The following is a 12,470-nucleotide window of genomic DNA, read 5'->3' as shown; positions in this document are numbered from 1 at the left end:
TTATCCTTCAACTAACTCTTTGTGAGAAGTATGCAGTACCGCGATCATCTGATCTTCCAGTTCAAATCGCTCTTCCAGTGCTTCACCCAGCTTGGATAAGCGTTCAGAGAACTCTCTGATCTGTTGGACAGTTGGGTCGAGTAGATTGGAAAAGTCATCATTGAAATCCAGAGCCACATCGGTACTGATCTGGATTTTTGGCAGGATCGATTGACCCTCTTCCAGGCTTCCGTCATCAAAGTCACTACCTTCACGTAGCAGCTGTTCATAGACTTCGAAATGACCGGAAGATAGATAATCCATCAGTACCTGACAAAAGCTTTGTACCTTAGTGTTCAGTTCGTCATTGATATGGTGTTCGGGCAAATGAACAAACTGGCTGATCAATGCTTGCCGTTCCTCTAACCAGGAGTCGATAATTTCACTGACACCACCCCAGCGTTCTTTGGCATTTTTACATTTCTCAAGCATCACATGCTCCTTAGCTACCTGATCAGGTAGTCGTTTGGAATTCGGTCTCTCGCTTTCACTATTAGGAGAGACCGGCGTCGTTTCGGACTAACTTAGTGTTGTTAGCTTCATAATATTCCTAAGCTGTTTAAGGGTGCAACTACATCTATCTGAAAAAAGCGTATTTTAACCTGCGCGGGTGTGTATCTGATCCTGCCTTAGGATTAGATAAGTTTTTTTCTGACAGTGCTCTGTCGGGTTACCAAATAGCGAGTTATACTCTGAAGATTAAAGGAACGAAACTGAGGCTCAAACATGCTTAAGCGACTGGTTTTATTGTTTTTTATGACGTTTTCTGTACAACTTGCCTGGGCAGAAGGTGAGGAAAATGCAGCCGCAGATGATTACGTTAACTACATTGAACTTAAGCCATTTGTGACTAACTTTGGTGGTGTTGGTAAAACCCGTTTTTTGAAGTGCGAGATCACGATTCAGGTATCCAGTGAGGCTGCGCACCATGCTGTGAACCAGCATATGCCGCATCTACGTAACGATATTGTCTTTTTGCTATCCGCTCAGACGGATGACACAGTAGGCACGGTAGAGATGCAGCAAGCTTTGGCGAAGAAAGCGCTAAAGAAAGTGCAGAATATTTTGGTTGAAGAACAGGGCGAAGCCATGGTTTCTGATCTCTTCTTTACCAGCTTCGTTGTTCAATAAGCGCTGAATAAAACTAGAAACATAAAAAAAGCAGGCCTGGGCCTGCTTTTTTTATGTGCTAAACGCGCTTATTCAACTGGCCATATAGTTGGCGAGGAAAGTATCAAAATCATCTTGATCCGCCGCTTCTATCTCGGCCTGTTCCTCCAGCGAACTTTTGCTGAGTTTAGCAAGCGTTTCAGCCATAACGGTTGATACAGGCTCTGAAAGCAGGGTTTGTTTGTGCGCTTCTGCTTGTTGCATGACAAACTCGCCGTGATTTAGATTCTGTTCGCGCATAACTGCCAGAATTTGCGCAGAAGGGGTAAGCTCTGGATTGCCAAGTTTTTCTGCCTGGACTGCCACAGCTTCAGTGTAACGGGTTCCGGATAGGTAACCATCCAGTAGGCTTGCTGTCTTACCAATCTCTGCAAGTAACTCGAAGCCCCACTCGGCAAGCAGCTGCTCTTCATCATTGTGGATCAGGGTAAGTCCTGGTTCGCGACCACGTGTAACTACACGTTGGTGGTTCTCATTGATCTGGTCACACTCTTCTACACTGATCTCTTTCTCTTCCATCAACAGGCAGGTAATGAGGAATAGGTCGAGGAAATCTGATTGGATCTGATCGATACCTAATGGCAGGAAAGGATTGATATCCGTATTACGGACCTCGATATACTCGACCCCCCGGGCCATCAATGCATGAATAGGTTTTTCGCCGGACTGGGTTACACGCTTAGGACGGATGTCACTGTAATACTCATTCTCGATCTGAAGAATATTGGTATTTAACTGACGGTACTGACCCTCGACTTTAACACCGATTTTTTCGTATGGCTCATAAGGGGTACGGATCGCCCTGTCCAGCGAGCTTGCATAGGTGTTCAAATGGTTAAAGCAGATGTTCAGTGATGCCTGAGCTTTATTGGAGTAGCCCAGGTCGCTCATACGCAATGACGTTGCGTATGGCAGATATAGCGTACCAGGTGAGAGCTCTTCTAACTGATGATCTTTTCCTTTGAGGAATGAGCTGCACAGCGCTGGTGATGCGCCAAACAGATACATTAACAACCAGGAATAACGGCGGAAATTACGGATCAGACTGAAGTAACCTGCAGATCGAAACTCCTGCAGAGATCCCTCTTTCTGCTGATAAGCCTGGTACAGTGGCCAGAATTCATCAGGCATAGAGAAGTTGTAATGGATGCCCGCGATGGTCTGCATGATTTTACCGTAACGGTGTTCCAGACCGACCCGATAGAAATATTTCATCTGACCGATGTTTGAGCTCCCATAACGAGCAATAGGAATCTGATCTTCTTCTGGGAGAACGCAGGGCATGCTGGCCGGCCAGACCTGTTCATTATCAAGGTTTTGATAAGTGTAGCGATGGAGGTCGGCGAGGAAGTCGAGTGCTTCGGAAGATTTCTCGAAAACGGGCGTGATAAATTCCAGCAATGCTTCAGAATAATCGGTTGTGATATTTCCGTGAGTGAGTGCTGAACCCAGAGACTTGGGGTGCGGGGTCTGCGCGAGGTTTCTCTGCGGGTCAACACGCAGGCCTTCTTTTTCTATACCGTGTTTCAGTCGGGTTAGCAGTTCAGCGTGACCTTCGTTTTTTAGCCAGCTTAGCTTTTGTTCTAGGGTTGAAGACAAAAGAAAGTCCTTTAATCACTCATTGGAGGGCGCTCATTATAATTGAGCTCTAATGAAATATCTGCATGGAAACAGAGCGTTCGCGATTTTGACCTCAAGTGGTTCAATAAATTCCATAAGATGGCAGAGGTCACCCTCTGCCAGAGAAATTTTATTGTACTGCGAGAACCTGCATGGAGTTCGTACCGCCATCTTCACCCAGTGATGCGCCGCGAGTCAGAATCACCAGATCACCGGTCTGCAATAAATTACGTGCTTTGAGTCCGGCCAGAACCTCTTCATTTAACTTGTCTTTATCAATGCGGGTCGAGTCAAAGAAGATAGGTTCCACGCCGCGATATAGTGCGGTACGGCGCATTGTGCGTTCGTTGCGGGTTAAGGCATAGATCGGTAGCCCGGAACGAATTCGTGACATCCATAAAGGCGTAGAGCCTGATTCAGTTAAACAGATAATTGCTTTAACTCCCGCCAGATTATTTGCTGTATACATTGCAGAGCGGGCAATGGTTTCATCAAAGCGTTCAAGTTTCTGCGAAATATTGGTTGGCGCAGGGCGGGAAAGCTGGTGCTTTTCAGCGCCCTGGCAAATCGATGTCATGGATTTAACAACTTCAACCGGATGTTTACCCGCCGCAGTCTCTGCCGAAAGCATGACTGCATCCGTACCATCAAGAATGGCATTAGCGACGTCAAATACCTCAGCACGGGTGGGCATCGGATTCTCGATCATTGTCTCCATCATCTGGGTTGCCGTAATGACAAAGCGGTTCAGTTCACGAGAACGCTGAATAAGGTGTTTCTGTACACCGATTAATTCTGCATCGCCGATCTCTACACCCAGATCGCCTCGCGCCACCATGATGCCGTCGCAAGCCAGAATGATCTCATCAAGGGCTTCGGTGCTAGCGACCGTTTCAGCGCGTTCAACTTTAGCGACAATTTCAGCGCGAGAGCCTGCAGCATTGAGCAGTTCACGGGCCTCTAACAGGTCAGCTGCGCAGCGCGGGAAAGATACAGCGATATAATCCATATCGATTTCAGCGGCGACTTTAATGTCTCTGCGATCTTTCTCCGTTAGAGCCGCAGCCGATAATCCGCCGCCCTGGCGGTTAATGCCTTTATTGTTGGATAGAGGGCCGCCGATGATCACTTCGGTATCGATGCGGTTACCTTGCACTTCAACAACTTTTAACTGAACGCGACCATCATCCAGTAAGAGGATGTCACCGGGGGAAGAGTCTGCCGGAAGGGCTTTGTAATCGATCCCTACCTGGCTTTGATCGCCATCGTTATTCCCGAGATCGGCATCCAGAGCAAATCTATCACCAACGGCAAGTTGGATACGATCCTCTTTGAAGCGAGCGATACGGATTTTAGGCCCCTGAAGATCACCTAATACAGCTATAGACAGGCCAAGCTTTCGCGACGCTTGCCTGACTTCTTCGGCTCTGCGCTTATGATCATCCGCGCTACCATGAGAGAAATTCAACCGAACGGTATTCACGCCATTACGTAGAATATCTTCAAGAACACCCGGCTGATCTGTTGATGGGCCCAGGGTTGCAACTATTTTGGTTCGCTTCAGCATGAGAAAAACTTGCCCCGTATTTGAGATTACTCGATAGTACCTTAGTATAGAGCGACTCAGGTTACGATTATAAGTTTTTACTGAGTTGATCCGAAAAAGATTTTCTTAACATAGTGTTACGGAGCCAATACGGCCTTTGAGTATGTCCACTGACCCTCGATCACGCTGGCGCAGATATCGCCTGATGTTTTTTATCGTTCTCAGCCTGGCATTTGTGCTGGTGGTAGGGCAAACGTCACTGGTGAGCCGTTCTCAGGGGTATACTGAGCTTCAGCAGCGCTCTAGTGCAGATTTAAATCGCTATATTCTGAGTTTGCAGCAGAAGCTTGATCGATATAAAGATCTTCCCGCATTGCTTTCTTCACACTCAATTTTGATTGAAGCTTTGACAACGCAGCAAGATGAGTTTCTCAAGGGGCAGGCTAGTGTTTACCTTGAGCAGGTTAATAACTCGATTAATGCTGCGGACGTTTACCTGATGAATACCGAAGGCACAGCCATTGCTGCGAGTAATTGGGCTGAGGCACGGTCTTTTGTCGGTAAAAACTATGCATTTAGGCCCTATTTTCAAGACGCCCTTAAAGGGCGCTCCGGACGCTATTTTGCGCTAGGGACCGTGTCTAAGAAACGCGGTTACTATTTCTCCTACCCGGTCTATCAACGCAGCCAGATTATTGGGGTTGTCGTCGTTAAGATTGACCTTAATGAAATTGAGTCTGATTGGACTGATCCCGATCTGGATATCCTTGTAACGGATGAGGATGGGGTGATCTTTATCTCAACCCGCGGTGATTGGAAGTTCAGAACGCTGAAGCCCCTTTCACAAGATGATATTCAGCGTATCGCAGAAAGCCTTCGCTATGGTGATCATCAGTTATCTGCGTTGGATATTGTCGAAAAAGAACCCTATGACGCGGGTGGCTCTCTTATCACCCTGGTTGATGGGACGAAAATCAAAAATGAAGCATTGGACGGCATTAAAACCCGCGAATTTCTCCAGCTTAGTCGAGAGCTAGAGGATAGTGGATTGACGGTGGTGGTACTGGCGAGCACAAAATCTGTACAAGCTCGGATGTTCTATACCGGTTTAACGACCGGATTCATTTTTATTGCACTGGTGTTGCTGGTCTTGTTCCTTTCGACCCGGCAGCGAATTAAACGCGAGCGGGCTCGTTTTAAACGCCTTGAAACGCAGGCGTTGGAAGAGAGTGAGCAACGCATCAGAGCGATTATTGATAATACGCAGGCTGGTTTGATCACACTGGATGATCAAGGCAGAGTTGAAAGTATGAACCTGATGGCTGAAAAGCTTTTCGGCTATAAAGAGGAAGCGATAAAGTTCCAGTACTTCAGCAAACTGCTATCGCAAGCGGACCGTGCCCTCTGCTGGCAACACCTGACTGCAGAAGAGAAAGACCGTCAGGATGAACTGTTTACCGAAGCGAAAGGGCTTCGTCAGGATGGTTCTTCGTTCCCAATCGAATTGATTATTGGCTATATGCCGCATGGTCCTGTGCAGCGTTTTTTGGTGACGATCCACGATATTACCCAGCGTAAACAGTATGAAGAGGAGCTGCAGCATGCGAGAGAGTTGTTAGAGCATCGTGTTGAAGAGCGAACCGCTGATCTAACGGATGCCAATAGCAAGTTAAAAGATGAAGTAGAGAAACATAAGAATACACAAAATGAATTGATTCAGACGGCTAAGCTGGCGGTACTTGGGCAGATGTCGGCAGGGATTAACCATGAGCTGAATCAGCCCCTGACGGCTATTCGTACCTATGCTGATAATGCCAAAGCATTTATGGAGATTGGCAAAAGCGAGACGGCTGAGAATAACCTGCTCGAGATCAGTAAGCTCACAGAGCGTATGGCTAAGATCATCCATCCTTTGAAAGAATTCTCTCGTAAGACATCTGGAACACCTGAATCGGTATGTTTGAAAAATGTCCGCGATGGCGCCATGTCAATTATGTATGGCCGGTTGAGTAAAGTGCATGCGGATGTTAACTGGCCGGACAGTCTTGAGAATGTTTATGTGATGGGAGATACCGTACGACTGGAGCAGGTGTTGGTAAACCTTATCAGTAATGCACTGCAGGCGATGGAGGGGCATCCAGCTCCCGCAGTGGATGTAACTCTGGAACAGGGCAAAACCTTGATATGTCTACAGGTCAGGGATTATGGTTCAGGCATTCCTGAGGAGGATCTGGGCCGGGTATTCGAACCTTTTTATACCACCAAAAAAGCAGGCCAGGGTTTGGGTTTAGGTCTCTCTATCTCTCATCGAATTATTGAGAGTATGGGCGGTGCACTGTCTGTGCTTAACCATCCTGATGGTGGCGCACAGTTTAGGATCTGTTTACCTCGGGCTGAGCCTCCTGCTAATGTGTCTGTAAACACCATTGGATAACCGTGGAATTCTGAATTTAGATGAGTGATAAGAGTTCGCTACCCATTTTGCTGGTAGATGATGAAGAACATATACGACTGGCAGCCAGTCAGGCGCTGGAATTAGCTGGCTATGAAGTCACGTCAGTAGATACTGCTGAAAAGGCTGTCGACCTTATCAATGGTGGTTGGCCAGGTATATTGGTCACTGATATCAACCTGCCAGGTATGGACGGACTTGAGTTGATGAAATGGGTAGTTGCCCATGACTCAACCTTACCGGTGATTCTTATTACAGGTCATGGTGATATCTCGATGGCGGTAGGGGCTATGCGAGATGGTGCGTACGACTTTATTGAAAAGCCCTTCTCTTCCGAGCTGATGCTCGATGTTGTAAGGCGTGCAGTGGAAAAGCGCAATCTGGTTATTGAAAACCGGCGCCTGAAACAAGAGCTTGAAGCACAAAGTGCGCCGGGGCCTCGTTTGATCGGCAATACTGCGGCCATTGCCCAGGTGCGAAGTTTGGTTTATGCCATTGCGGATACGCCTGCAGATGTTCTGATATTGGGTGAGACGGGCACAGGTAAAGACCTGATGGCGCGCTACATACATGAACATAGCAAACGCCGGGATCAGAATTTTGTTGCGATTAACTGTGGGGCGGTGCCCGAGAATCTGATCGAGTCTGAGTTGTTTGGTCATGAAAAGGGGGCGTTTACTGACGCTAAGGCCCGTCGTATTGGCAAGTTTGAGCATGCCAATGGCGGAACCTTGTTCCTTGATGAGATCGAAAGCATGCCGATGACACTGCAGATTAAATTGCTCAGGGTCCTCGAAGAACGTGCAATCGAGCGGCTGGGTGCCAATGAGATAATCCCACTGGATATTCGAATCATCGCAGCCACTAAAGTGGATTTACGAGACGCTGCGGAAAAGGGCGAATTTCGTGAAGACCTCTATTACCGCCTGAATGTTGTCCGTTTGGATATCCCTGCATTACGTGAACGCAGAGAAGATATCAGTCTTCTCTTCCAACATTTTGCGCTGATCGCTTCTTCCCAGTACGGTCGCGAGGTGCCGCTTCTTTCTGCTGAACGTTTACACAGCCTGATGACTCACGATTGGCCAGGAAATGTGCGAGAGTTACGGAATCTGGCCGAACGTTATGTTTTGTTGGGAGAGGGGTGCACTTTCGATTTTGAAAATAAGCCGATTACTGAGATGAACGGTAAAACGGATATGACCTTGCCTGAAAAGGTAGATCAGTTCGAAAGCATGCTGATCCAGGCTGAGCTGTCTCGTTGTGCCGGTTCCATTAAAGAAACCCTGACCTCCCTGGGCCTGCCGCGTAAGACGTTATACGATAAAATGAAGAAGTACGGTTTGGATAAAAAGGACTTTAAGTAAATCGGCTAAAAATAGTATCGGAGTGCCATCTGAAGTTGCTGCTCTATCTTTCTGGTATTTTCGTTGCTGTAGGCTCTGGCCGCTCGATTACTATCAATCCAGTTTAATTCACTGAGTAAAAACCACTGTTTATCCAGTCGGTAACGGTAGCTAAGCGTGAATGCTTTGCCATACTCATCGTTATTATCTCCGGGTGTCTGATCAAGATCGGTTACAGAGAACTCTTCTAAACGTGCATTTATGCTGTGCGGTTTATTATGCCAGCTTAGTGTCAGATAGCCGCTTCGATAATCATTATCGACGACATTAACCCGCTGTGGAGACTGCATCAGGGTAGAACCTTGCATTAATTGGCCCATCAGACTCCATTGCTTGTTCAACCGCCAACGAAAACCAGCATAAGTGAATTGTGTATTCCAACCATACTGGCCATCGGTTTCAACATAAGGCGTCGCATTATTGTCGTAATACCCCGCCTGTAAGAGTAGCTTCCTTTTCAGTAGATACTCCGCATTGAGATAATATCCGAGCCTGTCATCCCCCTCGTGAAAAGGATCTGACTCTTTTGCTTGAACAGAGAGAATGCCTGTTTGCGCCGGTGTCTGCGGAATCGGTAACCCTTCACCATAAACGGATTGTCGGGAGCTAAGTCCCCAGCCATGCCACGAAAGCATCGCTCCCGCAGTATCGTTCATCGTAAATAGGCCTGTGCTTAATTTAAGGTCATAATCGGCTTGCCTGAATTTTCCCAACCATTCCGCTGTGTATTCAAAGCCTGTGGTGCGAATCTCTTCACCAATCCAGCTATTCATAGTCGAAGGGGTGAGGGAGTTAGCGGGTGACCAGGCGGTTGCTCGATTCTCCAGGGAGATAGGTGGATAAAACATACCTAGACGCATTCCATGCCGAAGGCCGTTTTCATTCGGTAGGCCTGAGCGCTGGTAGAAAAGCTCTGTCAGTCCTGTTGAGTTTTTTTCATCGTCGATAAAACTGTTCCCTACAACCGCGATGCTACTTTGGTCATTAATGCCCAGATTTAACGCTACTCCAAGTTGCCCTAAAGAGAGATCACCGCCAGGGGAGTTCTGCAGCTTTCCGGTTTGACCGCTGACATAGCTTTGGATTCCGGATGAGTGGCTGATACGCATATCAGCAACCCCCTTCCACTCAATATCCATTGCATTGGCAGGAAGGCATGTCAGAGAGAGAAGCAATAGCCATCGACTAGCCATGTAATACCCTTAGCTGTGTCGGATTGAAATCAGATGATAGTAACCACTGGCTAAATTCATCTGCGGGCAGTGGCCTGCTGATAAAGTACCCTTGTGCTAAGTCACAATCATGTTCTTGTAACCATAATAGCGTGTCCTTATCTTCAATGCCTTCTGCGACAACACTGAGGCCCATATCGTGTGCCATACGAATCGTTGAGCGAACAATAATTTGATCATCGGAGCTGAGATGTACTTTATCCACAAATGAACGATCAATTTTAAGCTCAGAAACAGGCATCTGTTTGAGTTGCGCTAATGAAGAATAGCCGGTTCCATAGTCGTCAATGGAAAGCTTGATCCCTTGGTCCCTGATCTCGCAGAGCATATGAATTGCACTTTCCGGATCGCTTACAACGGCACTTTCAGTCACTTCCAAAGAGAGGGCGTTGGCGGGTAACTGGTGTTGGCTCCATATTTTTCGTAGTGATTCTGTAAATCGTTGGTTTTTAAGATTATCTGCCGAAATATTTACTGCGATGGAAAGATCTAAGCCTTGGTTTGACCAGGTTCGATACTGACAAGCTGCTTCGTTTAATACCCAATTACTTAGTGCATCGATCTGACCTGTTTGCTCGGCAATAGAGATGAAGGCATCGGGTGGAATCATGCCCTGGAGCGGGTGCTGCCAGCGAACCAGTGCTTCGAGGTGATGAATTTTTCCTGAGTTCAGATCGAGTTTAGGCTGATAAAAAAGGCAGAGCTGATTTTGCTCAATCGCTATTTTCAGATCATTTACCAAGCTTAGCCTGCGGTTCGCATCAGCATCCATCTCTGTGAGATATTGCTGGAAGTTACGTTGTTCTCGCTTACCATGGCTCAGCGCAGTATCTGCCTTCTGTAACAGTTGCTGCGGATCTTTTGCATCGTCAGGGGCTCTGGCAAATCCGATCTGCAATTGAAGGTGAAGCAGAGTATCCTCACCACATAAGGGCTCATCCATCGCCTCTTCTATTTTAGTCTGCCAGTTCGCAAGTTCGCTTAGGTTAGCGCTTTCAATAATCATGGCAAATTCATCGCCATCAAGGTGAAAGGTCTGACTGTTTGCATTAAGTCTGACTAATCTTTTTCCTACCTCCTGAATCATAAGGTCACCAATCTGATAACCCAGCGTGTCGTTAACCGTTCGGGTGCGGCGAATATCTAGATGGAGGAGGCTGAACGCGGAGCCTTGTTCTTTCAGCTTGTCGTCCAGCGTTTGTAGTAGTGAGTACCGGTTAGGGAGGTTGGTCAGGCTGTTGAATTTTAGCTGGTGGCTGATTTTCTGTTCGCGAACCAATACTGCTTTCTGCATCTGATTGAATTCGTTAGCCAGTTGTCCCAATTCATTTTTTTCTACTATATCTACGCTACTTTCATAGTTCCCGCGTGCAATAAACTGGGCCTGACGGACTAGCTTTCTCACCGGGCGGGTAATACCCCCAGCAAGTAGGTAAGCTGCAAACAGTACGATTGAAACCATGCCGCCTTCCAATGCCAGTAGGTGCCACCAGTTATCCTGAAGGGTCTCTAGTAGGTTTGAACGAGAACCAAAAATGGTGACGTGCAGAGGCTGCTCACTGACCACACCGACCTTGATCTGGGTAGCGATCAGGTTTTCAGGAATAGTATTCTGGAGAATATTCAGCCCCTGCTGGCTAGGGGCCAGGGGATAATTGCTGGGAATCGCAGCGGCTATAGAGCGCCAGTTATCAGACGTCTGCTCAAGCATGAATTCAATACTCAACCCGGTTATATCAGCAAATGTCTGAGCGAGTACTGCATTGATCTGGTAGCCATAACCTATCCAGCCGACAATTTGTTGGCCACTTTTCAACGGCGCAAAACTGAGTTGGTAGAGCTGTTGGCCTTGCTGGTATAGATGGGTAAACGCCTTCTCACCTGTAAACCAATCTGGGGTTGGGAAACTATTACCTTGGTCCGGACCAAGGCTGATCTTTTCATTGGGTGATCTGCGAATGAGTTGTCCGACAATTGACTGATTTTGATCCACGGCAACCGCGATATCAGCGTCAATACGTTTACGATGGTTATTCAGCGCGATAAGGAAACTACGTTGATCGGCGCCGAATACTTCTTTAAGGCCAAAATCCTTAGCGGCCGTTTCAGCAAAAGCCTGTAAATAATAACTACGTTGCTGGTACTGGGTCTCAAACACCGACTTCGCGGCATTGAGCCGGGACTGAATTTGCTCCTCTCCCTGTTTGGTGTTGGCATTGTAGACTGTCCATAGGGATGTCGCTTGTACAACCATTAGCAAGGTAACAAAGAAGATAAAAATCTTGGTTTTTAAGCTGCCCATGGTCCGCAATTCCATCCTTAGTACTTATCTAAAAACTCAAAGTCTTCTTCGTCGGCTTGAGGAGGCACAACTTCGAAGCGGTTAGCTAAAGACCAAGTGATATTTTGGTCATTAGCCAGGTTGATTGTTTTAGTTAATCGATTGTCAGTGGTTTTTAACTGGGGATGCCATAAGGTTAGGCGATATTTGCCCGTTTGTTGCAGTTTTAAAGTTGCTTGGCCATTTTTACCTGTTTCTGTGAAGTAAGGCGTATCAAGGATGAGTATGAAACCGCTCATCCAATCATGGATATTGCAGCCCATCGCGATGGTTTCAGAGCCTGCATTGTTGCTGAGCCCTTCCAGGGCTTTAGACTGGCCTGATCTGAGCTTGAAAGAAAAGCGGTTTTCGCCAGATATTGAATAGATATGATGGGTGAAATCGTCTTGGTTACTAAACTCAACTTCATCCTGCCGCTGCATAACGGTGATGTAAGGAGCGAAAGCCCTGTCCTTTTGGGCAATCTCTATTTTTTGGCTGGGTAGATCAGGAATAGAGTGTTCAAGAGGTTCGGCATAAAGAATCATGCCCTGCACGCCAGATTGGTCGGGATTTAAAACGGTTACATCTAAGGTGGCTGCATTGCTTAAAGAGGGGATGAGTAACGCCAGGCTGGCCAGTAGCGGGCTTTTGTACACAGCTATTCTCCATATTGAGGTCAGTT

General features: G+C 47.1%; 9 protein-coding genes. 3 read left to right on the top strand and 6 right to left on the bottom strand.

Annotation, left to right across the window (positions count from 1 at the left end; genetic code table 11):
* Positions 1 to 471, bottom strand: a complete 471-nt coding sequence (locus MED92_RS10230; RefSeq protein WP_007021463.1) for an Rsd/AlgQ family anti-sigma factor — start codon at positions 469 to 471, stop codon at positions 1 to 3.
* A gap of 294 nt (positions 472 to 765) precedes the next feature.
* Here MED92_RS10230 and MED92_RS10225 point away from each other — a divergent pair, with 294 nt between their 5' ends.
* Positions 766 to 1,170: a flagellar basal body-associated FliL family protein gene (locus MED92_RS10225; RefSeq protein WP_007021462.1), complete on the top strand. Its 405-nt coding sequence runs from the start codon at positions 766 to 768 to the stop codon at positions 1,168 to 1,170.
* A 72-nt stretch (positions 1,171 to 1,242) separates the two neighbouring features.
* Here the strand turns inward: MED92_RS10225 and gshA are convergent, their stop codons facing one another.
* Positions 1,243 to 2,808, bottom strand: coding sequence for a glutamate--cysteine ligase (gshA, locus tag MED92_RS10220; protein WP_007021461.1), 1,566 nt, complete (start codon positions 2,806 to 2,808; stop codon positions 1,243 to 1,245).
* A 151-nt stretch (positions 2,809 to 2,959) separates the two neighbouring features.
* Positions 2,960 to 4,396 (bottom strand): pyruvate kinase, encoded by a 1,437-nt coding sequence (gene pyk, locus MED92_RS10215; protein WP_007021460.1) that lies wholly within the window; start codon positions 4,394 to 4,396, stop codon positions 2,960 to 2,962.
* Between the two features lie 184 nt (positions 4,397 to 4,580).
* Here pyk and MED92_RS10210 point away from each other — a divergent pair, with 184 nt between their 5' ends.
* Together MED92_RS10210 and MED92_RS10205 are read left to right on the top strand one after the other, a co-directional pair.
* Positions 4,581 to 6,809, top strand: coding sequence for an ATP-binding protein (locus MED92_RS10210; RefSeq protein ID WP_007021459.1), 2,229 nt, complete (start codon positions 4,581 to 4,583; stop codon positions 6,807 to 6,809).
* Between the two features lie 20 nt (positions 6,810 to 6,829).
* A complete protein-coding gene (locus MED92_RS10205) occupies positions 6,830 to 8,194 on the top strand; it encodes a sigma-54-dependent transcriptional regulator (protein WP_007021458.1) in 1,365 nt (454 codons plus the stop codon).
* 5 nt (positions 8,195 to 8,199) lie between these two features.
* Here the strand turns inward: MED92_RS10205 and MED92_RS10200 are convergent, their stop codons facing one another.
* The 3 genes from MED92_RS10200 to MED92_RS10190 are packed head-to-tail and all read right to left on the bottom strand — an operon-like array spanning position 8,200 to position 12,444.
* Positions 8,200 to 9,426: a hypothetical protein gene (locus MED92_RS10200; RefSeq protein ID WP_007021457.1), complete on the bottom strand. Its 1,227-nt coding sequence runs from the start codon at positions 9,424 to 9,426 to the stop codon at positions 8,200 to 8,202.
* A complete protein-coding gene (locus MED92_RS10195) occupies positions 9,419 to 11,767 on the bottom strand; it encodes a GGDEF domain-containing phosphodiesterase (protein WP_007021456.1) in 2,349 nt (782 codons plus the stop codon). Before MED92_RS10195 ends, MED92_RS10200 begins: the two co-directional genes overlap by 8 nt.
* A gap of 17 nt (positions 11,768 to 11,784) precedes the next feature.
* Entirely contained in the window at positions 11,785 to 12,444 is a 660-nt protein-coding gene (locus MED92_RS10190; RefSeq protein WP_007021455.1) for a cupredoxin domain-containing protein, read from the bottom strand.
* Positions 12,445 to 12,470 lie beyond the last annotated feature (26 nt).

The organism is Neptuniibacter caesariensis, from assembly GCF_000153345.1.
GTDB classification, from domain to species: domain Bacteria; phylum Pseudomonadota; class Gammaproteobacteria; order Pseudomonadales; family Balneatricaceae; genus Neptuniibacter; species Neptuniibacter caesariensis.
The sequence above is the reverse complement of the archived record's forward strand: the minus strand, read 5'-3'. Positions and strand labels throughout refer to the sequence as shown.

Bases quoted from the DNA above. Each gene is read 5' to 3' on its own strand.
- MED92_RS10230 (WP_007021463.1), bottom strand. From the start codon at position 471: ATGCTTGAGAAATGTAAAAATGCCAAAGAACGCTGGGGTGGTGTCAGT.
- pyk (WP_007021460.1), bottom strand. From the start codon at position 4,396: ATGCTGAAGCGAACCAAAATAGTTGCAACCCTGGGCCCATCAACAGAT.
- MED92_RS10210 (WP_007021459.1), top strand. From the start codon at position 4,581: ATGTTTTTTATCGTTCTCAGCCTGGCATTTGTGCTGGTGGTAGGGCAA.
- MED92_RS10195 (WP_007021456.1), bottom strand. From the start codon at position 11,767: ATGGGCAGCTTAAAAACCAAGATTTTTATCTTCTTTGTTACCTTGCTA.
- MED92_RS10200 (WP_007021457.1), bottom strand. From the start codon at position 9,426: ATGGCTAGTCGATGGCTATTGCTTCTCTCTCTGACATGCCTTCCTGCC.
- MED92_RS10225 (WP_007021462.1), top strand. From the start codon at position 766: ATGCTTAAGCGACTGGTTTTATTGTTTTTTATGACGTTTTCTGTACAA.
- MED92_RS10205 (WP_007021458.1), top strand. From the start codon at position 6,830: ATGAGTGATAAGAGTTCGCTACCCATTTTGCTGGTAGATGATGAAGAA.